21 protein-coding genes are annotated in these 22,621 nt (G+C 66.0%); 9 read left to right on the top strand and 12 right to left on the bottom strand.

What is annotated here, in order from left to right:
* The first annotated feature begins 14 nt into the window (after positions 1-14).
* Both BLM15_RS12015 and BLM15_RS12010 read left to right on the top strand, forming a co-directional pair.
* Complete coding sequence (locus BLM15_RS12015) at positions 15-1,631, top strand: sigma 54-interacting transcriptional regulator (protein WP_164547492.1); 1,617 nt, start codon at positions 15-17, stop codon at positions 1,629-1,631.
* A gap of 27 nt (positions 1,632-1,658) precedes the next feature.
* The gene (locus BLM15_RS12010; protein ID WP_126112972.1) at positions 1,659-3,005 is read left to right on the top strand and encodes a serine/threonine-protein kinase; all 1,347 of its coding nucleotides are present in this window, start codon (positions 1,659-1,661) and stop codon (positions 3,003-3,005) included.
* Positions 3,006-3,009: 4 nt separating this feature from the next.
* On the opposite strand, the gene BLM15_RS12005 is transcribed toward BLM15_RS12010, so the two are convergent.
* Complete coding sequence (locus BLM15_RS12005) at positions 3,010-3,783, bottom strand: MinD/ParA family ATP-binding protein (RefSeq protein ID WP_126112971.1); 774 nt, start codon at positions 3,781-3,783, stop codon at positions 3,010-3,012.
* A complete protein-coding gene (locus tag BLM15_RS12000; protein WP_126112970.1) occupies positions 3,780-4,232 on the bottom strand; it encodes a hypothetical protein in 453 nt (150 codons plus the stop codon). Before BLM15_RS12000 ends, BLM15_RS12005 begins: the two co-directional genes overlap by 4 nt.
* A gap of 130 nt (positions 4,233-4,362) precedes the next feature.
* Between BLM15_RS12000 and BLM15_RS11995 the strand changes: the two genes are divergently transcribed.
* The 7 genes from BLM15_RS11995 (at position 4,363) to BLM15_RS11965 (ending at position 10,943) form a co-directional block, all read left to right on the top strand.
* Positions 4,363-4,815 carry an ATP-binding protein gene (locus BLM15_RS11995; protein ID WP_126112969.1) on the top strand — a complete coding sequence of 151 codons (453 nt, stop codon included), beginning with the start codon at positions 4,363-4,365 and terminating at the stop codon, positions 4,813-4,815.
* Positions 4,816-4,861: 46 nt separating this feature from the next.
* Positions 4,862-5,194, top strand: coding sequence for an STAS domain-containing protein (locus tag BLM15_RS11990; protein ID WP_126112968.1), 333 nt, complete (start codon positions 4,862-4,864; stop codon positions 5,192-5,194).
* Between the two features lie 229 nt (positions 5,195-5,423).
* Entirely contained in the window at positions 5,424-6,485 is a 1,062-nt protein-coding gene (chvE, locus tag BLM15_RS11985) for a multiple monosaccharide ABC transporter substrate-binding protein (protein ID WP_126112967.1), read from the top strand.
* A 92-nt stretch (positions 6,486-6,577) separates the two neighbouring features.
* Positions 6,578-8,107 (top strand): multiple monosaccharide ABC transporter ATP-binding protein, encoded by a 1,530-nt coding sequence (mmsA, locus tag BLM15_RS11980; RefSeq protein ID WP_126112966.1) that lies wholly within the window; start codon positions 6,578-6,580, stop codon positions 8,105-8,107.
* Positions 8,108-8,118: 11 nt separating this feature from the next.
* Entirely contained in the window at positions 8,119-9,303 is a 1,185-nt protein-coding gene (mmsB, locus tag BLM15_RS11975; protein WP_269467529.1) for a multiple monosaccharide ABC transporter permease, read from the top strand.
* A gap of 102 nt (positions 9,304-9,405) precedes the next feature.
* Positions 9,406-10,146, top strand: a complete 741-nt coding sequence (locus BLM15_RS11970) for a FadR/GntR family transcriptional regulator (RefSeq protein ID WP_236846641.1) — start codon at positions 9,406-9,408, stop codon at positions 10,144-10,146.
* Positions 10,147-10,184: 38 nt separating this feature from the next.
* On the top strand, positions 10,185-10,943 hold the full coding sequence (locus tag BLM15_RS11965) for an SDR family NAD(P)-dependent oxidoreductase (protein ID WP_126112963.1): 759 nt from the start codon (positions 10,185-10,187) through the stop codon (positions 10,941-10,943).
* 15 nt (positions 10,944-10,958) lie between these two features.
* Here the strand turns inward: BLM15_RS11965 and BLM15_RS11960 are convergent, their stop codons facing one another.
* The 10 genes from BLM15_RS11960 to BLM15_RS11915 all read right to left on the bottom strand — a co-directional run bounded on the left by BLM15_RS11960 (position 10,959) and on the right by BLM15_RS11915 (position 22,621).
* Positions 10,959-13,229, bottom strand: a complete 2,271-nt coding sequence (locus tag BLM15_RS11960; RefSeq protein WP_126112962.1) for a xanthine dehydrogenase family protein molybdopterin-binding subunit — start codon at positions 13,227-13,229, stop codon at positions 10,959-10,961.
* A gap of 11 nt (positions 13,230-13,240) precedes the next feature.
* Positions 13,241-14,227: an FAD binding domain-containing protein gene (locus tag BLM15_RS11955; protein ID WP_126112961.1), complete on the bottom strand. Its 987-nt coding sequence runs from the start codon at positions 14,225-14,227 to the stop codon at positions 13,241-13,243.
* A gap of 4 nt (positions 14,228-14,231) precedes the next feature.
* Positions 14,232-14,882 (bottom strand): 2Fe-2S iron-sulfur cluster-binding protein, encoded by a 651-nt coding sequence (locus tag BLM15_RS11950; protein ID WP_126112960.1) that lies wholly within the window; start codon positions 14,880-14,882, stop codon positions 14,232-14,234.
* A 117-nt stretch (positions 14,883-14,999) separates the two neighbouring features.
* Positions 15,000-15,860: a helix-turn-helix transcriptional regulator gene (locus BLM15_RS11945; RefSeq protein WP_164985394.1), complete on the bottom strand. Its 861-nt coding sequence runs from the start codon at positions 15,858-15,860 to the stop codon at positions 15,000-15,002.
* Between the two features lie 202 nt (positions 15,861-16,062).
* On the bottom strand, positions 16,063-17,547 hold the full coding sequence (locus BLM15_RS11940; protein WP_126112958.1) for a mannitol dehydrogenase family protein: 1,485 nt from the start codon (positions 17,545-17,547) through the stop codon (positions 16,063-16,065).
* Between the two features lie 5 nt (positions 17,548-17,552).
* Positions 17,553-18,293 carry a glycerophosphodiester phosphodiesterase family protein gene (locus tag BLM15_RS11935; RefSeq protein WP_236846640.1) on the bottom strand — a complete coding sequence of 247 codons (741 nt, stop codon included), beginning with the start codon at positions 18,291-18,293 and terminating at the stop codon, positions 17,553-17,555.
* Between the two features lie 27 nt (positions 18,294-18,320).
* The gene (locus BLM15_RS11930; protein WP_126112956.1) at positions 18,321-19,211 is read right to left on the bottom strand and encodes an ABC transporter permease subunit; all 891 of its coding nucleotides are present in this window, start codon (positions 19,209-19,211) and stop codon (positions 18,321-18,323) included.
* A gap of 7 nt (positions 19,212-19,218) precedes the next feature.
* Positions 19,219-20,220 carry an ABC transporter permease subunit gene (locus BLM15_RS11925; RefSeq protein ID WP_126112955.1) on the bottom strand — a complete coding sequence of 334 codons (1,002 nt, stop codon included), beginning with the start codon at positions 20,218-20,220 and terminating at the stop codon, positions 19,219-19,221.
* Positions 20,204-21,517, bottom strand: coding sequence for an extracellular solute-binding protein (locus BLM15_RS11920; protein WP_126112954.1), 1,314 nt, complete (start codon positions 21,515-21,517; stop codon positions 20,204-20,206). Before BLM15_RS11920 ends, BLM15_RS11925 begins: the two co-directional genes overlap by 17 nt.
* Positions 21,518-21,673: 156 nt before the next feature.
* The gene (locus BLM15_RS11915) at positions 21,674-22,621 is read right to left on the bottom strand and encodes a sugar-binding transcriptional regulator (RefSeq protein ID WP_126112953.1); all 948 of its coding nucleotides are present in this window, start codon (positions 22,619-22,621) and stop codon (positions 21,674-21,676) included.

Below are 22,621 nucleotides of genomic sequence, written 5' to 3'. Positions count from 1 at the left end.
CACGAGCCCGCCAGATGCACGACCCCCTCTCGGTCGCCGAGGAGCTGATCGAGCTGACCACGACGCTCGCCACCGAGCGTCGCCTCGAGGCCCTACTCGGGGCCGTGGTCAACTCGGCGCGACGGCTGACACGCGCCGAGGGCGGGCGCGTGCTGGTGCTCGACCGCACCGGCCGGCATCTGCACGGCCTTGTCGGCCAGAACGATGTCGTGCCCGATGCAGCGGCGCTTGCCAGCGAGATCCCCGTCTATGCCGAAGGCAACGCGTTCAATCTGCGTGACGCCAATGTCTTCGCGGCGGTCACCGGCAAGATCGTCAACCTGGCCGATGTCTACGATTATAGCGCCTTCGATTTTTCGCGGCTGCGTGAGCAGGACGAGCGCACCGGCTATCGCACGCGCTCCTTCGTGGTCGCACCGCTCTGGAACGTCGAGGGTGTCACCCTCGGCGTGCTTCAGTTGATCAATGTGCAGATGACGCCCGGCGGCGAGATCGGTGCCTTGCCGACGGCTTTCGAGCGCGTCGTCGGCTCCTTCGCGGCCCATGCCGCGGTCGCGATCGCCAATGCCCGGCTGTTCGAGGAGAATCGCGAGCTCATCCGCCAGCTCGACCGGCGCAATGCCGACCTCGCCCGCGAGAATTCGCGGCTGAAGGTGATGACCGCGCCGCGGGAGGAGCAGGTCGTCGGCGAAAGCCCTGCCTTCCAGGCGGCGCTCGACCTGGCGCGCCGCGCCGCCTCTTCCTCGGTCGCGGTGCTGATGCTCGGCGAGACCGGAACCGGCAAGGACGTCTTCGCCAACGCCGTCCATCGGCAGGGCAAGCGCCGTGATCGGCCCTTCGTCGCGCAGAACTGCGCGGCTCTGCCCGAGACGCTGCTGGAGAGCGAGCTCTTCGGCCATCGCAAGGGCGCCTTCTCGGGTGCGCTCGCCGACAAGAAGGGGCTGGTGCACGAGGCCAATGGCGGCACGCTATTCCTCGACGAGATCGGCGACATGCCGCTGCCGCTGCAGGCGAAGATCCTGCGCCTGCTGGAGGAGGGCTCGGTGCGCCGCCTCGGCGACACGAGGCTCGAAAAGGTCGATGTCCGCATCATCGCCGCGACCAATGTCGACCTGCCCCAGAAGATCGCGCAGGGCACCTTCCGCGAGGATCTCTACTACCGGCTCAGCGTCTTCCCGGTGACGATCCCGCCGCTGCGCGAGCGGCCTTCCGACATCCCCTTGCTGATCGACTTCTTCCTCAGGCGCATCGCCCAGGCGCACGGCCGCGAGGGCTTCGCGCTGACGCCGCGGGCGCTCGATGCGCTCTGCCGCTGGCGCTATCCCGGCAATGTCCGCGAGCTGAAGAACATGGCCGAGCGCGCCGCTCTCCTGATCGACGGCGACGAGCGCATCGATCTGAAGCACTTGCCGGCCCAGCTCGCCAGGGCCGCGCCCGACATCATCGTGCAGACGCCGGCGGCCGAAGGCAACGCCAGCCTGCGCTCGGCCGTGCGGCAATACGAGGCGATCGTCATCGAGAATCGCTTACGCGAAGCCGGCTGGAACCAGAGCCGGGCCGCCCGCCTGCTGCAGATATCGCGCCGTAGCCTGGTCGAGAAGCTGCAGCGCTACGCCATCAGGACGCCATGAGCACGGCAGGGCCGAGGGGAAGGATCGATGGATAAGGCGGACGAGGCGGATCGCGCCCTCAACGCCTTCGTCTCGGGGAGGATGCCTTTCGAGCGACTCGTCGCGGCGCTGAAGAGCCTTGTGTTTGGCGACGGCACGGCGCTGCCGGTCCTGGCGCAGCTCGAAAGCTGGGCAAATGAGGGGCGCCTGCCCGCCGATCTCGCAGCCCTTCTCGCCGGTGAGCTGGGCGGCGGCCCGCCGGCCGGCGCGGTTGATACTGCCGGACTCGACCCGCCGACCGTCCCACTCGGCTCGCCGCGCCCGCCTGCGCCCGATCCGGCCATGCCGCTGCCGCCCGCCGGCACCATCCGCGACAAGGTCGACGAAGTCGTCGTCAATGCGCTGATCGGCGATTTCGTAGGCCTGCGTGGTCGCAACCGCACAAGCGAAGCCCACTCCGATGCGGCGCTGGACGCCAGCCTCGCTGATTTCCGCAGCCTGCGCTTCCGGCGGGACGCCAGCAATGCCGAGGCCGGCCGCGCCCGGCGTTTCGAGCTCGACCCACGGCGCGAAACGCGCCAGATCGGCATCGGCGCCATGTTGAAGGACCGCTTCATCCTCGATGCCGAGATCGGCCGGGGTGGCATGGGCACGGTCTATCGCGCTGTCGACAGGCGCCGGCTCGAAGCGATGCGCCAGCAGCCCTATGTCGCGCTGAAGCTGCTCGGCGGTGATTTCCGCCACCATCCCGAAGCGCTGCGTACCATCGAGGCCGAGGCACGCCGGGCGCAGGAACTCGCTCATCCCAACATCGTCACGATCCATGATTTCGAGCGCGATGGCGGCCATCTCTTCATCGTCATGGAGCTGCTCGAAGGCGAGCCGCTCGATCAGCGCATTGCCTGTGCTGGTCCGACCGCGGTTGGCTGGGAGGAGGGCAGGGACATCCTCACTGGCCTCTGCGCCGGCCTTGCCCATGCGCATGCGCGCGGCGTGGTCCATGCCGACGTCAAGCCGGCGAACGTCTTCCTGACGGCGGGTGGTGTGAAGCTTCTCGATTTTGGCATTGCGAGCGCCGCACGCGACGGTGGTTTCGATCCGACCTCGCTCGGCGGGCTGACACCGGCCTATGCCAGCCCGCAGATGATCGAGACGGCCGAGCGCCGGGCGGATGATGACGTCTATGCGCTGGGCTGCATCAGCTATGAGCTGCTCGCCGGACGCCACCCCTTCGACGGCAAGGCGGCGATCGAGGCGCGGGAGCAGAGCTTGGCGCCGCTGAGGCCCGTCGATGTCGAGGACAGGGTCTGGTTGGCGGTGACGACAGCGCTAGCCTTCGAGCGCGAGCAGCGTCCGGCCGACGCCTCGGCTTTCGCGCGGACGCTGTTCGGCTGAGTGGCTAGCGATCGCTGTCGACCAGGGCCGTGATCGCGGCAATGCCGTCGGCATAGGCCGATGTCGGCGCGAGCAGCGAATAGAGCCCGCCGCTGCCGAGCCTGACCATGTCCTCGCTGAGTGGCAGCACCGCCGCCACCGGCACGCGATAGGTGCTGGCGATCCGGTCGGAGAGCTCGCGGAAATCGAGCGAGGGCAGCACCTTGTTGACGATCAGCAGCAACTGCGGCACGCCGAGCCTGCGGGCGAGGTCGAGCGTGACGGCGGTGCCCTGATAATCCTGATGGTCGGGCCGCAGCACGAGCAGGAGCGTGTCGGAGATCGCGATCGAGAGCAGCGTCTCCTCGTTGACGCCGGGATGGGTGTCGATCAGCAGGTAGTCCAGCGCCAGTGCGCGGGATAGGTCCTGAAAGCCGTCATTGAGCAGGTTGACGTCGTAGCCTTCCTTGACGACCCGCGCGATCTCGCCGGGGCGTATGCTCGACGGCACCAGCATGACGGTTCCGCCCGCCGCACCCGCGACCGCCTCGGCCAGCCGGTCGGTGACGTCGTGAGCGGCTTCCTCGATCCGGCAGCGCCCCCAGAGATAATCATTGAGCGTATAGCGCAGCCGATCCGGCTCGATGCCGAACAGGACGTGGATGCCCGGCGACTGGATATCGGTGTCGACGATGGCGACGCGCCGCCCGCGCCGTGCCAGCTGGGCGGCGATGTTCGCCGTCGTGTTGGATTTGCCGGTGCCTCCCCGGTAGGAATGCGTCGAGACGATGATGGTCATGCCCGCTCGCCCTTCTCCGGGCTGCCGGCTTCGCGCCGTTGCCGCATTGCCTGGGCACGCTCCTGCAGTGCCCTGAAATAGTCGGTCTCGACGATGGCTTCGACCTCGCGCTCCTTGCGCGTCTGGTCGATCTCGATGGCGAGGCGCTGCACCTTGGTCTTGAGGTCGGCGTTCTCGCTGGCGATGTTGCGGTTGGCGTCCTCCAGCCGTCGATTGGCCTCCTTGAGCTCCGCCAGCATCCCGCCGAGCCGGAACTCGCGCGCCTCGATTTGCACGGCCATGCTGCCGAAGGCCTCGGCGAGCTCGCGCACGGTCTCAGGCGCATCGACATCTGCCGTCATGGCGAAGAGGCTGTCGATATTGTCGTAGTCGCCGCGGGCGAGCTCACCGCAGAGGTCGCGCAGGCGCCGGGCGAACAGGTCGGGGGAGGCGAGGCTGTGGGTGTCCATACGGGACACAGTAAAGCGGCATCGATGACAGAAAGAGGAAGGCACTGTCGGCCTGATCGATGTCAACGTAGTTTCGCAATCGGCCCCTAGCGTCACAGGCGAATGATGATCGCCGATCGAAGGGCGTTGAATGCTGGCGCGCGGTATCCATGTCGTCCTTCGCAGCGACACGCATGAAATTCGGCGCCTCGCCGATGCGATCGATTATCTGGCCGATTCGCTTCAGCTGCCGCAGCCGATGATCTTCAAGCTCAACCTCGCGCTGGACGAGCTGATCACCAACACGATCGCCTATGGCTATGCCGAGCAGAAGGACGGCGTCATCGACATCGAGATGCGCCGCCATGACGACCGCGTCGTGGTGAAGTTGATCGACAGCGCCGCGGCCTTCGACCCACTTTCGATGTTGGAGCCTGACACGGCCGCTGCGCTGGAGGACCGGAAGATCGGTGGTCTCGGCATCCATTTCGTCCGTACGCTGATCGATGAGGTGGATTACCGCCGCGACGATGATCGCAACGTCATCACGCTGACCCTTCTCTTGCCGCCGCAACCGGTGACGGCTGCCGGAATTCAACCCTGAACGAACAGTTCCGGCCTTATCCGCCGCCACAGGAGAGCAACGGCTCATGATGGAGTCGCAGACCATCGGCGAGATGCGCGTCCTGTCGCTTACAGGTCGGCTCGACAGCATCAACGCGACCGAGACGGAAGCCGCCATCGTGGCCGAGATCCGGGACGGGGCTACGCGCCTCGTGCTCGATTGCTCGGGGCTGAGCTATGTCTCCAGTGCCGGCCTGCGCGTTTTCCTCGTCGTCGCCAAGCGCATGAAGGAGATCGGCGGCCGGGTCGTCCTGGCCGGCCTCGCGCCCTCGGTGAAGGAGGTCTTTGCGATCAGCGGCTTCCTGCAGATCCTTACGGTCTGCGAGACTCGGGACGACGCCATCGCGATGTGCGCCTGAACAGGCGGCTCGACCGATAAGGGACGCTCACGGAAGTTTTCTTTCATTGGTGTCGATCTGCTGGGAGCGACAAGCGCGATCATCCCTTGAGCTACGTCGCGGGAGAAGCGCAGACGATTGACAGGCGCTGCAGGCTCTGCCCAGATGGCAGCATCCGATGGCATATTATATGACTAATTGGATTGATCGACCAAAGAGTCGAGCCACAGAGCAATCTGGGAGAAGACGCATGAAGGCAATCCGATGGATGATGGCGCTTGCCCTTGGCGCTTTCGCTTTTGCACCGCTGGCCCAGGCCCAGCAGAAGGGCACGATCGGCGTCTCGATGCCGACCAAATCCTCGGCGCGTTGGATCGCCGACGGCGACAACATGGTGAAGTCGCTCAAGGAAAAGGGTTACGCCGTCGATCTGCAATATGCGGATGACGACATCCCGAACCAGCTCGCCCAGATCGAAAACATGATCACCAAGGGCGTCAAGGTGCTGGTTATTGCCGCTATCGACGGTACCACCCTGTCTGACGCGTTGCAGCAGGCGGCGAGCAAGGGCGTCAAGGTGATCGCCTATGACCGCCTGATCCGTAATTCCAAGAATGTCGACTACTACGCGACCTTCGACAATTTCCAGGTCGGCGTGCTGCAGGCCGGGTATATCGAGAAGGCGCTCGGTCTCAAGGAAGGCAAAGGGCCCTTCAACATCGAGCTCTTCGGCGGCTCGCCCGACGACAACAACGCCTATTTCTTCTACAACGGCGCCATGTCGGTGCTGGAGCCCTACATCAAGAGCGGCAAGCTCGTGGTGCGCAGCGGCCAGCTCGGCATGGACAAGGTCTCGACGCTGCGCTGGGACGGCGCGGTCGCCCAGGCCCGCATGGACAACCTGCTCAGCGCCTACTACGCCGACAAGCGCGTCGACGCCGTACTCTCGCCCTATGACGGCCTGAGCATCGGCATCATCTCCTCGCTCAAGGGCGTCGGCTATGGCAGCGGCAAGCAGGCCATGCCGGTGATCACCGGGCAGGATGCCGAGGTCCAGTCGGTCAAGTCGATCCTGAACAAGGAGCAGACCTCGACCGTGTTCAAGGACACGCGCGAGCTAGCCAAGATCGCGGCGAACATGGTCGACGCCTCGCTCTCGGGCAAGGAAGTCGAGGTCAACGATACCAAGACCTATGAGAACGGCGTCAAGACCGTGCCGTCCTATCTGCTGAAGCCGGTCAGCGTCGATGCGTCGAACTGGAAGGAGACGCTGATCGCCAGCGGCTACTACACCGAGAACCAGGTGAAGTGAGCCGCGCCGGCGCGCGCTCGCCGCGCCGGATCCATTCGCCATCTCCGCGCGGGCGCCTGTTCGCCCGCGCCCCCTCGCTGCGGGATGGATTGATGCAAGCGATTCTCGACATGCGCGGGATCACCAAGACGTTTCCGGGCGTGCACGCGCTCGACAACGTCAACCTGACCGTCAGGGCAGGCGAGATCCACGCTCTGGTCGGCGAGAACGGTGCCGGCAAGTCGACCTTGATGAAGGTGTTGAGCGGCGTCTATCCGCACGGCTCCTATTCCGGCGCGATCCATTTCGACGGTCAGGAGCGCCAGTTCCGTGGCATCGCCGACAGCGAGACCCTCGGCATCATCATCATCCACCAGGAGCTCGCTCTGGTGCCGCTGCTTTCGATCGCCGAGAACATCTTCCTCGGCAACGAGCAGGCGAACCACGGCGTCATCGACTGGTCGGCGGTTTCGGCCCGCGCCAAGGAGCTGCTCGCCAAGGTCGGACTGAGAGAGAAGCCGGAGACGCTGGTCACCACTCTCGGCGTCGGCAAGCAGCAGTTGGTCGAGATCGCCAAGGCGCTGTCGAAGAAGGTCAGACTGCTCATCCTCGACGAGCCGACCGCGAGCCTGAACGAAAGCGACAGCGACGCCCTGCTCGAACTCCTGCTCGAATTCAAGCGGCAGGGCATCTCCTCGATCCTGATCTCGCACAAGCTCAATGAGATCGCCAAGGTCGCCGACGCGATCACCGTGCTGCGTGACGGTGCGACGGTCGAGACGCTCGACTGCCGCGCGCAGGCGGTCAGCGAGGACCGCATCATCAAGGGCATGGTCGGGCGCGAGATGGCCGATCGCTACCCCAGGCGGGAGAGCCATCCCGGCGAAGTCCTGTTCGAGGTCGAGAACTGGACGGCGCATCATCCGATCCATGCCGAGCGGCAGGTGGTGAAGAACGTCAACCTCACCATTCGCCGCGGCGAGATCGTCGGCATCGCCGGGCTGATGGGGGCAGGGCGCACCGAATTCGCCATGAGCCTGTTCGGCCGCTCCTATGGCCAGAAGATCAGCGGCACGGCGAAGCTCGCCGGCAAGACGATCGATGTCGGCACGGTTGAGCGCGCCATCGCCAGTGGCCTTGCCTACGCGACGGAGGATCGTAAATCCCTCGGCCTCGTCCTCGAAGAGGACATTCGCCAGAACATCACCCTCGCCAATCTGGCGGGCGTCGCCGAGCGCGGTGTGATCGACGACATGCGCGAGCTTGCGGTCGCCAACGACTATCGGGCCAAGCTCAGGATCCGCAGCCCCAGCGTCTATCAGCAGGCCGTCAACCTGTCCGGCGGCAACCAGCAGAAGGTCGTGCTGAGCAAATGGCTCTTCGCCGACCCGCAGGTGCTGATCCTTGACGAGCCGACGCGCGGCATCGACGTCGGCGCCAAATACGAGATCTACACGATCATCAACCAGCTGGCCGAGGCCGGCAAGGCGGTGCTGATGATCTCCTCCGAGATGCCGGAGCTGCTCGGCATGTGCGATCGCATCTATGTGATGAACGAAGGGGCGTTCGTCGCCGAGCTCGACGCCGCAGAGGCGTCCCAGGAAAAGATCATGCAGGCCATCATGAGATCGGGGAGACGCTGATGGATACGAGCCTGACCGACGATGTGCGCGGCTCGAAGGGCGCGTCCTCGCTGAGCTTCATCAAGTCGCATTTCCGCGATTACGGCATGCTGCTCTCGCTCCTGGCGATCATGCTGTTCTTCCAGTTCATGACCAACGGCACGCTGCTGAAGCCGCTCAACCTGACCAACCTGATTCTGCAGAACAGCTATATCGTCATCATGGCGCTCGGCATGCTGCTGGTCATCGTCGCCGGGCATATCGATCTCTCGGTCGGCTCGGTGGTCGGCTTCGTCGGCGGCCTCGCCGCGGTGCTGATGGTGCGCTACGGCTTCCACTTCGTGCCGACCATCATCATCTGCATGGTCGTCGGCGGACTGATCGGCGCGGCGCAGGGCTATTGGGTGGCCTATTTCCACGTGCCGTCCTTCATCGTCACGCTCGCCGGCATGCTGGTTTTCAAGGGGCTGACGCTCGCTCTGCTCGGCGGCATGTCGGTCGGCCCGTTCCCGCCGACCTTCCAGAAACTCTCCTCCGGCTTCATCCCCGACCTGTTCGGGATGGACGGCTTCAACCTGACCGCGCTCTTCCTCGGCGCGGCCTGCGTCGTCGCCATGGTCTATTTCAGCCTGCGCAGCCGCAACAACCAGGTCCGCCACGGTGTCGAGACCTCGCCCTTCACGCTCTTCGCCGCCAAGAACGCGCTGTTGGCACTGCTGGTCGTCGCCTTCTGCTATCAACTCGCCACCTATCGCGGCCTGCCGAATGTGCTGGTGATCATGTTCCTGCTGATCGCCCTCTACGCCTTCGTCACCAACCGCACCGTGATCGGCCGGCGCATCTACGCGCTCGGTGGCAACGAGAAGGCGGCGAGGCTGTCGGGTATCAAGACCGAGCGCCTGACCTTCCTGGCCTTCGTCAACATGGGCGTGCTCGCCGGGCTCGCCGGGCTGATCTTTGCGGCGCGCCTCAACACGGCGACGCCGAAGGCGGGCCTGGGCTTCGAGCTCGACGTCATCGCCGCCTGCTTCATCGGCGGTGCCTCGGCGTCAGGCGGCGTCGGCAAGGTCACCGGCGCGGTGATCGGCGCCATGGTCATGGGTGTGATGAACAATGGCATGTCGATCCTCGGCATCGGTATCGACTATCAGCAGGTCATCAAGGGCCTGGTCCTGCTCGCGGCGGTTTCAATCGATGTCTACAACAAGAAGAAATAACCCTGCGATGCTCTTCACGGACAGCCGGGCGCTGCCCGGCGTGCCCGGGCGAAGAGTCCCGCCCGCATCATGAATTCGCCGCAGCCCGCCCTGGCTCTGCCAATGCCCTCCCGTTCCGCGCACGAGTTCGTCGTGCACGGCATCGGGCGCCGGATCGTCGCCGGCCAGTATCCGATCGGCAGCACTTTGCCGGGCGACGCCGATCTGACGGAGCGCTTTTCCGTCTCGCGCTCGGTCCTGCGCGAAGCGCTCAAGACGCTCGCCGCCAAGGGCTTGATCGAGCCAAAAACCAGGGTCGGCACGCGCATTCTCGAAGAGAAGCGCTGGAACATGTTCGACGCCGACATTCTGAGCTGGCGCTTGCAGCGCGGGGCCGACGCGCCCTTCTTCGAGAACCTGTTCGACATCAGGCAGGCGCTTGAGCCGCTGGCGGCCGCGTCGGCCGCGCTACGCCGCAGCGACGAGGACATCTGCCGGATCGAGGCGGCCTGGCGCCGCATGGGCCCGCCGGACCAGACGCGCGATGGCTTCACTTCGGCCGATCTCGCCTTCCACCGCGCCATCCTCGACGCGTCCGGCAATCCCTTCCTGCATTCGATCGGCTCGGTGATCGAAACAGCGCTCGCAGCGGCCTTCGCACTGAGCGCGCCGGTCGACGACCCCGAGCGCTTCGCTCTGGCGCTGCGTCAGCACCGCGCCATTCTCGATGCGATCGTCGCGCGCGATGCCAATGCTGCGAGCGCAGCGATGACGATTGTCATCATCGAAGGCACGCGCTGGACCAGCATGGAAATCCTGAAGGCACCGAGGATCGAGATCGCGCTCAAGCTGTTTGGCCGCTGATCCGGTTGCCTCGCCCTGAACAGACCAAGGAGTGGACCATGGCTGCCCTGTATTCGGACCTTGCGAAGAAGGTCGTGCTCGTCACCGGAGGGGCTTCGGGCATCGGCGCCGCGATCACGCGCCGCTTCGCCGATCAGGGCTCGACCGTCATTCTGTTCGACATCCAGCGCGCCGCTGGTGAGGCGCTCGCGGCGGAGCTGACGGCGGCTGGCTCATCCGCGCATTTCCATGAAGTTGATCTGACTGATATTCCTGCGCTTCAGGCAGGGGTCGCCCAGGCTCGCGCCTCACACGGCCCGATTCAGATTCTCGTCAACAACGCCGCACATGACGAGCGGCATCCGACCGAGATCGTGACGCCGGAATATTGGGACCAGCGGATCGCGGTCAATCTGAAGCATCAGTTCTTCGCCGCGCAGGCGGTTCTGTCGGATATGAAGGCGGCCAATGGCGGCGCGATCATCAATTTCGGCTCGACCTCCTGGATGGCAGGTCAGGGCGGCATGGTCGCCTATACGGCAAGCAAGTCCGGTGTGATCGGGTTGACGCGCTCGCTGGCGCGCGATTACGGCCCTTACAACATCCGCGTCAACGCGATCGCGCCAGGTTGGATCATGACCGAACGGCAGATCGAGAAATGGCTGACGCCGGAGAGCGAGGCCGAACTGATGCGCCGTCAGTGCCTGAAGCGCCGGCTCGGTCCCGACGAGGTCGCGCGCGTCACCGTCTTCCTGGCGTCGGACGAGGCCTCGGCTTGCACGGCGCAACACTATGTCGTGGACGGCGGATGGGTTTGACCGAGCTGCGATGCCTCACGCGATCGGCAATCCCGGCAGCAGCTTGTCGAGCGTGATCGGCAGGCTGCGGACGCGTATGCCTGTCGCGTTGTAAATTGCGTTGGCGATGGCGGCACTGGCTCCGCAGTTGCCGAGTTCGCCGACGCCTTTGGCTCCCAATGGATTGGCCTTGTCGTCGTGCTCATCGAGGAAGACCGCGTCGACATCGGGCGTGTCGGCATGGGCGGGCAGGTGGTAGTCGCCGAGGTCGTGATTGACGAAATGGCCATGCCGCGGGTCGAGCACGGTCTCCTCGGTCAAGGCAGCCCCGACGCCCCAGATTATGCCGCCGATCATCTGCGAGCGTGCCGTCTTCGGATTGAGGATGCGGCCGGCGGCGAAGACGCCGAGCATGCGCCGCAGGCGCGGCTCGCCCGTGTCGAGGTCGACGCTGACCTCGGCGAAATGCGCACCATGCGAATGCTGCGAGAAGCTCTGATAGGTCTCGCCGCGTGCGGCGCTGCCTTCGGCGCTGATACCCTCGGGCGCGACCGCGGCGATGAGCTCGCGGAGCGGATGGCTTTGCGAGCCGAGGTTCAGTGCAGCGCGCGCGAAGCGTGCCTCGGCGATGTTGGCGCCACGCAGCGGCGAGCGCTCATGCTCCCTCGCTGCCACCAGGATCTTCTCGCGCAGTGCGAGGCAGGCGTGATGTGTCGCTGTACAGGTGCTGGTCGCGCCCCAGGAACCGCCGGAGCCGGCGCTGCGCGGCAAGGCGCTGTCACCAAGCTCGACGCGGACAGCCGCGAGCGATACGCCCAGCCGCTCCGCTGCGACCTGGGCGAGGATCGTGTAGGTCCCAGTTCCGATGTCGGTCATGTCGGTCTGGACCACAATCTCACCACGCGCATCGATCGTGACGCGCACGGCCGTCGGGCCGAGATAGTTGGCTCGCGTCGCAGCCGCCATGCCATAGCCGATGAGTTTGCGCCCTTCGCGCCGACTGCCGGGCCGGCGCGGCCGCTCGTCCCAGCTGAAGCGCCTGGCGCCCCCCTGCATGCAGGCGATGAGGTGGCGCGTCGAGAACGGCACGTTCCGCTCCGGGTCGCGCTCCGGCTCGTTGCGGATGCGCAATTCGATCGGATCGAGCCTCAGCGCTTCGGCGAGTTCGTCCATGGCGCATTCGATCGCGAAGAGGCCGGGAGCCTCGCCCGGCGCCCGCATCCACTCGCCGCGATTGGTGTCGAGCCGCACGAGGCGATGCGTCGTCCGGCGGTTGGGCGCGGCATAGAGCGAGCGGCCGGTCGCCGCCGTCTGCTCGGCGAACTCCTCGCAGCGCGCCGTGGTCTCGATCACGTCGTGGGAGAATGCGGTAAGCTGTCCGTCGCGCGTCGCGGCGAGCCGCATGCGATGCTGGATCGTCGGGCGATGGCCGGCATTGGCGAACATCTGCTGGCGCGTCAGCGCGACCTTGACGGGGCGCCCGAGTTTCCGCGCGGCGAGGGCGGCCAGCACCGTTTCGGCATGGACGATCAGCTTCGAGCCGAAGCCGCCGCCGATGAAGGGGCTGACGATCCGAACTTTCTCCAGTGGCAGCCGCAGTGTCGCTGCCAGGCCAGCGCGGATGTTCGCCAGCGTCTGTGTCGCCGTGTGGACCGTCAGCACGTCGCCATCCCAAGCGGCCATCGCTGCATGCGGCTCCAGCGGATTGTGGCTGGCGAAGGCGGTCTCGTATGTCTGGTCCAGCGCGACAGGGGCCGCCTTCATGGCAGCGTCGACGTCGCCGATGATCGAATCCGTCGCCAGGCCGGCATTCGCGCGCGCCGGGCGATAGGCATTGGCCAGGCCGGCTTCAAAATCGAAGGCTCCCTCTGCCTGTTCGTAGCGACAGGTGATGAGACTCGCTGCATGGCGCGCTTCCTCGAAGGTCTCGGCAACCACCAGCGCCACGGGCTCGTCATGGAAGCGGATGGCGTCGCTCGCCAGGACCGGCCGGGCCCGGGTGAATACCTGAGGCACCTCCGGCGTGGTCGGTTCACCGAACACGGCTTGTTCGGGCGCGTTGCGGTGGGTCAGGACCAGCAGCACGCCGGGGGCGCGCTCGGCGGCGACAGTGTCGATATCCGCCAGCCGGCCGCGGCCGATCGTGGCGCCGAGGATGAAGCCATAGGCCGGTCGGGAGGTGGCGCGATGCTCATAGCCATAAGTCGCTAGACCCCTGACCTTCAGCACGCCATCGATGCGGTCGAGCGGCCGGCCGACGAGATCGCCGTCAACGGAGGCGGTGCCTTGAATGATGTGCCTGGTCATCGAAAATCCCTTCAGGCGGTGCGTGTGGTTTCGATGAGGACCCAGCGCAGGCTGCGGCGCAGGAGCTCGTGCTTGAAGTCGACCTGCGCTGAGCGCCGTGCACCGGAGAGCGCGGCCTCCGCCGCGGCGCGGTAGCTTTCCTCGCCGACCGGGCGGTTCGCGAGCGCTGCTTCGGCGGAGAGCGAGCGCCAGGGTCTGGGCGCGACGCCGCCAAAGGCGAGGCGGGCCGAGCGGATGCGTCCGCGCTCGGCGTCGACCACCGCCGCGACCGAGACCAGCGCAAAGGCATAGGAGGCCCGGTCGCGCATCTTGCGGTAGAGCTGGCGTCCCGGCGGAGGCGGCGGCAGCACCACCGCCGTAATCATCTCTCCGGCGGCGAGGTTCGTTTCCCGCTCCGGCGTGGCGCCGGGCAGCCGGTGTAATTCGCCAAGCGGGATGACTCGAGTGAGGCCAGCGCCGTCGATCGTCTCGACGCGTGCATCGAGCGCAGCCATCGCGACCGCCATATCGGAGGGATGCACGGCGGCGCAGGCCTCGCTCGTGCCGAGAATGCCGAGACTGCGCTCAAAACCGCCGAGCGCTGAACAGCCGGAGCCAGGCGCGCGCTTGTTGCAGGCCATGCCGGGATTGTAGAAATAGGGGCAGCGCGTGCGCTGGAGCAGGTTTCCGGCGGTTGTCGCTTTGTTGCGCAATTGCCCCGAGGCACCGGCGAGCAGCGCCTGCGCGAGCAGCGGGTAGCGCGCCCGGACGCGCCGGTCGGCGGCGAGGTCGCTGTTGGGAAGCTGAGCTCCGATGCGCAGCCCGCCTTCAGCGGTCTCTTCGAGGCCGCGCAAGGGCAACCTGCTGATGTCGACGAGATGGGCCGGACGCTCGATGCCGAGCTTCATCAGGTCGATCAGATTGGTGCCGCCGGCGATGAACTTCGCGTCCGGACGGGCGGCGACGGCGGCCGCAGCCTCACGCAGGCCGGTGGCGCGCTCATAAGTGAAAGGCCGCATCGGCTCACCCTCGTTCTGCGACATCGCGGATGGCCGCGACGATGTTGGGATAGGCCGCGCAGCGACAGAGATTGCCGCTCATCCGCTCGCGGATTTCCGCGTCGTTCAAGGTGAAGCTCGCTGCGGCGACGTCGGCGCTGGCATGGCTCGGCCAGCCAGCCCTGGTCTCCTCCAGCATGGCGACGGCCGAGCAGATCTGGCCCGGCGTGCAATAGCCGCATTGGAAGCCGTCATGGGCGACGAAAGCCGCCTGCACCGGGTGCAACCCGTCGCCCTGGGCAAGGCCTTCGATCGTGGTGATCTCGTCGTCCTGATGCATGATCGCCAGTGCGAGGCAGGCATTGATGCGCCGGCCGTTGACCAGCACCGTGCAGGCCCCGCACTGCCCGTGGTCGCAGCCCTTCTTCGAGCCGGTGAGGCCGATCTCGTTGCGTAGAGCGTCGAGCAATGTCGTGCGCGGATCGAGCGAGACGGCGATGGAGCGTGAGTTGATCCGCAGCGCCATCGGCACGCGCACGCTCGTGTCGGCTGCGGCCGGCGTCGAAGCCGCCGGATTGCGGGCTTCGGCAGGCGCGCCGGCGAGCAAGGCGAGTGTGAGAGCCGAACTGCCTTCGAGGACCTGACGGCGCGTGGCGTTCGGTAAGCGGGAGATCATGCGGCAAGCCTCCTTGCGTCATGCCCTGCCATCCGATCGGAAGGACAGGGCCTCGCCGCCTGATCTGGCGATGGCGGCTCCTCCCGTCTTTCGCAAACCGGGAGCGATTGTCGCGATTCAGGAAAATGCTGCGCGGTAAGCCTGTGGCGTCGTTCCGCGCCGACGCCGGAAGGCCGCTGTGAAATGGCTCTGGCTGGCGAAGCCAAGCCGCGCGGCGAGGTTCGCGATCGGCAGATTGGAGCGGGCCAATTCCGCCTCGGCGCGCTGCATGCGGAGCTCGAGCACGAAGGCATAAGGCGCGAGGCCGGTCGTCGCCTTGAAGCGGCGCGCAAAGCTGTCGGTGCCGATTCCGGCAACGCTGGCGAGCGCGCCCAGCGTAATCGTGCCGCCGATATGCGCGTCGATATACTCCTCTATGCGGCGGAGCGTGACAGGGCTGAGCCTCGCATACGTGGTCGGCGGAGGCGGGGCTTCGATCAGACCAGCGCGCTTCAGGCAGAGCAGTGCCAGATGCTCGACATAGAGAGCATCGTGAGAGAAGCCGGCTGCGAGGTCGGCTCGCAGGCTCGCAAGCACTGCCGGGAGCAGCGGATCTTGGGCATTGGTGCGGGCGCCCCCCTGCAGGGGCAATCCACTGCCGGGAAAAGCGAGCTCCGGATCGATCCAGAGTGCGGCATAGACTAGGTCGGCTCCTTCGTAGATCCCATGGCGCGGCGTGCCCGCCGGCACGATGGACACCATGCCAGGCCGGTCCGCGCCCTCGTGCGGCCGGGCGCCGCCGGCTGTGACCTTGGTCCTGCGCGTGCCGCCATGGCAGGTCGCGACGATCAGATGAGCCGGGGCGACCCAATTCAGCTCGGCCTCGCTGCAACGCCAGCGCCGCTGGTCGAAGATGATCCGGCCATCAAGCCAGGATGCCGATACCGCGCCTGTCGCCGGCGTGGCTCCTCTCTCCACAAGGCGGCCCTGGCCGAGCATGGGCAGCGATACCGCCGCGGATAAGCCTCGTGTAGCGTCCATCGCCTCTAATCTGGCTCACCGATGGCCGCTCTGCACCGGAGGCAAAATTCACAAAGCCTCGATCGGGTCGCAACAGGGGAGCGGGTCCTTTGCGCCAGCCGGGCGAGCCGGAGCTTGTCCGGCCAGGCGGACGGCCCGCCGCGGAACGTGACGATGCCTGTCACGAGCTGCGCGAGGCGAGGTAGCCGTCGATACTCGCGCGGGTTCCGGACTGCCAGATTCTCTGCAAGGCTAGGCTGAACGCTTCCCGGAAGCGCCGGTCCTCCGCCAGATCGCCATAGATGTCCTGCATGGCGAGCCAGGCCTCCGGCGCGAACCTGGCCTGCCGAGCCTGCATCGTCAGCCGCGGCCAGCTCGGATCGTTCGGCGCGATCGGCTGCCCGCTTTCGGTTCCGCCATCGCAGTAGCGGCACCACAGGGCGCTGACGAGTGCGAGGCCGTCGATCGGCCCGCCAGCCCGCAAGGCATCGCGCAGTGTCGGCAGGATGAATTTCGGCTGGCGGTTCGAGCCGTCCAGGCACAGCCGGCGGATCGTGTCGCCGATCATGGGATTGGCGAAGCGCCGCTCGATCGTGCGCTTGTAGGCCGCCAGATCCGTATCCGGAACCGGCGGGACCCTGGGGATGACCTCCTGATCGAGCAGAACCGACAGGAAGCGCGCGATCTGCGGGTCCGCCATCGCCTCGTGGACGAAGTGGATGTCGAGCAGGCCGGCGGGATAGGCTATCGCCGCGTGACCGCCATTGAGAATGCGGATCTTCATCAGCTCGAAGGGCGCGACATCGGCGACGAACTGAACGCCGACCTGCTCCAGCCGGGGGCGCCCCGCCGGAAAGTGATCCTCCAGCACCCATTGCCGGAAATCCTCGCAAAAGACCGGCCGGCGATCGTCGATCCCAAAATCATCGCGCAGGACCTGACGTTCGTGCTCCGACGTCGCGGGCGTGATGCGGTCGACCATGCCATTCGGAAAGGCGGCATTCTGGCGAATCCAGTCCGCTTCCGAGCGGTCGATCAGATCGACGAGGCCGGTGACGGCGTCTGCCGTGACATGGCCGTTGCCTGGCAGGTTGTCGCAGGACATCACCGTGAAGGGTGGCAGGCCGGCCGCGCGCCGTTTCAGCAGCCCGGCTGCGATCAGGCCGAAAGCGGTCTTCGGGCGAGCAAGGCGATCCCTGGCATCGGCGACGATGTCGGGATGGCTCGCATCGAAAGCCTGTGTCGCCGGGTCGAGATAGTAGCCACCCTCGGTGACGGTCAGCGACACGATCCGCGTCCGGGGATCGACCAGGCGCTGCAGGATCGCCCCGCCGTCGCCTGGCGGAATGAAATCGATCATCGCGCCGGTCACCCGCGCCTGCGTGCGGTCGGCCTCCTGCGTCACCACGGTGGTCAGGAAGTCCTGCGCGGCGAGATCGCGCCCCATCTGCGCGTCGCTCTCCCGCACGCCGGTGCCGATGATCGCCCAGTCATGGTCGAGCCCGCGCTCGAACAATTCATCGAGATAGGCCGCCTGATGGGCGCGATGGAAATTGCCGACCCCGATATGGACGATGCCCGGGCTCAGTTGCTCGGAACGGTAGCTCGGAGTCGCAACCGCTTTCCCGATCCCGGCAAGCGCCGCACGTGACAGGACCACGGCCATCCCAGTCACTTCGCCCTTGCAGCCAGGAGCTGCAGCGCGAGGTCCGGGCGGTCGCTGGTGATCTGCGACACCGGCTGGCCGAGCCAGTAGTCGAGATCGCCAACCGTATTGGGCACCCAGACGCCGAGCTTGTCGCGCCCGACGATCGCAACGGCGCGGTCGATCGTCAGCCGCAGCAGCGACTGCTCGACGGCGATGATGCAGCCAAGATCGACGAAGCGCTTCAAGGTCCTGTCGACGCCGCCGAAAGCTTCGCAAGAGCGGCGGTCGACCGAGGCGAGCCGGCGCATCTCGGGCGCCTTGGCCCTGATCTCCTCGATGACCTCCGGGACGAAGCAGGTCAGCACGACGCGCGCGGCGAGCCCGCGCTCCCTGACGAGCGCGATCACCTTGTCGAGCAGGCCGGGATAGGGATTGCCGAAGGCATCCATCTTCATCTCGATCTCGAGCTCGATTGTCGTCGGCGCGAAGACGTCGAGGATGGCGGGCAGCGTCGGGATCGTCTCGCTGAGCGTATCGTGGAGCTTGACCTTGCGCAGGGCCTCGCGGCTCAGGCGACCGATCGGGCCCTTATGGTCCGTCGTGCGCTCGAGCAGCGGGTCGTGGATCACCATGATCTCGCCGTCGCTCGAGAGATGCACGTCGAGCTCGACGGCGTTGACGCCAAGGCCACAGACATTGCGGAAGCCGCTGAGACTGTTCTCCGCCCAGATATTGCGTGCGCCGCGATGGCCGATGATCCGCATGATGAATTCCGTTGTCCAGGTTGTCTGCTACTTGCCGCTGTCCACCAGCCCCTTCACGAACCAGCGCTGGAGGATGAGGATGACGAGGGTCGGCGGCAGCATCGTCAGGAAGGCCGCGTTCATGAGCAGATGCCAGGTCGGCAGCGAGTCGCTCTGCGGCATCAGCTTCTTCAGGCCGATCACCGCATTGGCCATTGCGGGATCGGTGGTGAGCAGCAGCGGCCAGAGATACTGGTTCCAGCCCATCAGGAAGAGGATGATCGCCAGCGCCACGATGTTCGAGCGCGACAAAGGCAGCAGGATCAGCCGGAAGAACTGCCACGGGGTTGCGCCATCGATGCGCGCCGCCTCGCAGAGCTCGTCGGGAACGGTGAGGAAGAACTGGCGGAAGAGGAAGGTCGCCGTGGCGGAGGCGATCAGCGGCAGGATCAGGCCCGAATAGGTGTTGACCAGATTCCAGTCGAGATCGACCAGCGCCTGGATGCCGAGCCAGGAGCCCAGAATGTTGAGCGGCAGCGCCACATTCGCCGCCGACTCGTAGGTCGGCACGATGCGGACCTCGATCGGCAGCATCAGCGACATGAAGATCAGCCAGAAGGCCGTCATCCGGAAGGGGAAGCGGAAATAGGTGACGGCGAAGGCTGCGATCACCGAAACGGACAGCTTTCCGATGGTGATGCCCGCGGCGATGATAAAGGAGTTGAGCAGCAGCCGGCCGAAATTCGCGTTGCTCAGGACGGTCTGCATGTTCGCGACGAACTCGGTGCCCGGCAGCCAGGACATCGGCACCCGCATGATCTCCTGCTGCGAGAGCGAGCCGGTGACCAAGACGAAGTAGATCGGCAGGCAGACGAGCGCGGCGCCCACCAGCAGGATGAGATGGCAGACAGCGTCGATGATCGGCGTGCGTTCGTTCATCGCGATCCTAGACGCTGTAGTTCACGCGGCGCTCGACGAAGCGGAACTGCGCGAAGGTCAGGGCCAGCGCGAGCGCCATCAGCACGACGGATTGCGCGGCGGAGGAGCCGAGGTCGAGCGTGACGAAGCCGTCCTGATAGACCTTGTAGACGAGAATGGAGGTCGCACCGGCCGGGCCGCCCCGGGTCGTGGCGTCGACGATGGCGAAGGTCTCGAACAGCCCGTAGACGAAATTGATCACGATCAGGAAGAACAGTGTCGGCGTGATCATCGGCAGCGAGATGCGCAGGAAGCGCTGGATCGGCCCCGCCCCATCGAGATAGGCGGATTCGAGGATCGACTGGGGCACCGAGAGCAGCGCCGCGACGAGGAAGATGTAGTTGTAACAGATGTGCTTCCACGACGCGGCCATGACGATCAGGCTGAGCGCATGCCAGGAATTGCGGTTCGGGTCCCAGTCGAAGCCGAGCCCCTGCAGCATGTGCGCGACGGGGCCGACCCGGGGATTGAACAGGAAGGCGAGCATGATGCCGGCGATCGCCGGGGCGATGGCGTAGGGTAGCAGCAGCACGGTCCGGTAGACGCCGCGTCCGCGCAGGATGTGGTTCGAGGCGAAGGCGAGCAGCAGCGCGAGCGACAGCGTCAGCACGTTCTGGGCGATGGTGAAGATCAGCGTCACTTGCGCCGATGACCAGTAGACGCCGCTGCGGAACAGCCGCTCGAAATTCTGGAAGCCAACCCACTGCGTGGTGGCGCCGAACGGATCGGTCAGCTGGAAGGCCTGGATCAGCGCCCTGATCGAGGGAATGAAGAAGAACAGCAGCAGGATGAAGAGCTGCGGCGCGAGCAGCCAGAACGGCAGGCGCCAGTCCCGGAAATGCGCGCGCTTCAGCCCGCTTTCGGCCTGGCCGTCGCCCTTGAGGAGCAGGCGCCGGAACGGCCAGCGGAGGCGCAAAGCGCCACCGCCAGCCGCCACGGGAAGAGCCGCCGTACTATTTCTTGCCGGCATTGAGCTGCTCGTAGCGGCGCAGCACCTCGTTGCCGCGGCCCACTGCGTCGTCGAGCGCCTGCTGCACCGGCTTCTTGCCGAGGAAGGCGGCCGAAACCTCCTCCATGATCGCGACGTTGATCTGGTTGCTGTTGCCGATGCGGAAGCCGAGCGAGTTGTCGCTGGGCGTGCCGCGCATCAGCTGGACCACGGCGATCTCGCGCGTCGGGTTCTTCTGATAGTAGCCTTCTGCCTTGGCCGCGTCATAGGCGGCGGTCGTGACCGGGACATAACCCGTCGCCTGATGCCACCAGACCTGCGTGTCGGTCTTCGCGAGGAAATCGTAGAAGGCGGCGATCGCCTTGTACTTCTCCGGCGTATGCCCCTTCAGGGTCCAGAGCGCGGCGCCGCCGATGACGCTGTTCTTCGGGGTCACGCCCTGCTCGTAGGGCAGCTCGGCCGCGCTCCAGTCGAACTTCGCGGCGGCGACGACCGCGGCATGCGATGCGGTGGAGGCGATGATCGTCGAGCATTCGCCCGAGGTGAAGAGCTGGATCGGGATGATGCCCTGCCCGGCGAGCTGCATCACGCCGGAGCTGACCAGCCGCTTCATGCGCTCGACCTGGCCGACAAGCTTGCCCTTGTTGAAGATGAAGCTGGTGTCGAGACCGTCCATGCCGTTGCGCTTTGTCGCATACGGGATGTCGTTCACCGCGCTGTAGTTCTCGAGGAAGCTCCACTCATAGTCGCCGGGCAGCACCATCGCGCATTTCGACACGCCTTTGGCCTTGATCGCGTCGAGCTGCGGCTCGAGCTCCTGCCAGGTCGCGCCGGGCTTGTCGAAACCGGCCGCTTTGAAGTGATCGCGGTTGTAGAACAGGATCGGCGTCGAAGAATTGAACGGCATCGCCTGGAGCTTGCCGTCGATCGCGAAGTAGCTGACGACCGGCGCGATGAATTTCGAGACGTCGACCGGGCGGCCCTGCTGCGCCATCAGCTCGCTCGTCGAGACGATGGCGCCGGAATTGACCATGGTGAGGAAGGAGCGCTCGTTCGACTGCACGATCTCGGGCTGGCGCTTGGCGCGGTACGCCGCAATCGTGCCGTTCAGCACCTCGTCGTAATTGCCCTTGGCGATCGCCTTGACGACGTAGTCCTTCTGGGAGTCGTTGAACTTCTTGACCACCTCGTCGACACGCTCACCGAGCGCGCCGCTCATCGCGTGCCAGAATTCGATTTCCGTCGCCGCCTGGGCGGAGGACAACCCCGCCAGCAGCAGAGCGCCCGCACCGGCAAACGCACCATAGAAAGGTCGCATGTAAAGCCTCCCTCACAAGTTATATGAGCATATGCTCTTGGTTTAAGCATATGCTCGCACACTGGCTCTCTATGTCAACCGTTGGTGACGGGCATGTGACAGCCGCCCGCTGCGGCAGCCCGCGTGCGCCGGACAGATATGGGAGATGTGGCGGGCTCAGTCGGCGAGGAGGGCGCGCGCGGTGTCCTCGTCGGTGACGAGGCCGTTCACGATCTTGCCGGCGAGCGCGGCACGCAGCGGCGCCACCTTGGCCGGGCCCTGGCCGATGCAGATGCGCAACCGGGCACTGCCGGGCTCCGGCGGCACGCTGGTCACGCGCAGATTGGTGCCACGGTCGAGAAGACGGCCTTCCGCGTCGAAGACCCAGCCGGTCACCTCGCCGACGGCGCCGTGGCGAACCATCTCGAGCAGCTCGCTGCGCGTCATGAAGCCGTCGCGGTACAGCACGGCGTCATCGCCGATCTGACTGATGCCCATCACCCAAAGATCGGCCTCGCCGGCAATGGCACGGATGCGCCTGACCGATTCGATTTCGATGAGCTGGGCGCGCTCCTCGGGGCTCGACACGTAAAGCGGCAGCGGCATCGGGAAATGCTGCGCCTTGGTGATCTCGGCGAGCTTGACCAGCGTGTCGAAGGGGCTGGCCGAACCATCGGGGGAGATCGTCCCGACCAGTGAAACCAGCCGGTGCAGCGGACAGGACATGGCCGGAACGCGCTCGATGCTGGCCCGCATCGAGCGACCGGTGCCCAGCGCCATGACCAGTGATTTGCGCGAGCGCAGCCAGCGCTCGATCAGCACGCCGCCGAGCGCCGCGACGCCGGCGGCCCCCGTCTCCGCCGAGCCATCGGAAGGGGCAACGTCGCAATGCAGCAGCTCGAAACGATCGCGCAGCCTTGCGGCGAGATCCATGCAGGTGCTGATCGGATGGTTCATGCGAAAGCTGATCAGCCCCTCGCTGCGGCAGAGCGAGACGAGGCGCTGCGCGGCCGGGCGCGAGATGTTCAGGATCTGCGCGATGTCGTCCTGCGTGCGGCCGGCGATGTAGTAGAGCCAGCCGGCGCGGGCCGCGTCGTCGAGGCGGGCGCTGTCGTTGTCAGCCAT

The organism is Bosea sp. Tri-49 (assembly GCF_003952665.1).
Taxonomy (GTDB): domain Bacteria; phylum Pseudomonadota; class Alphaproteobacteria; order Rhizobiales; family Beijerinckiaceae; genus Allobosea.
The sequence above is the reverse complement of the archived record's forward strand: the minus strand, read 5'-3'. Positions and strand labels throughout refer to the sequence as shown.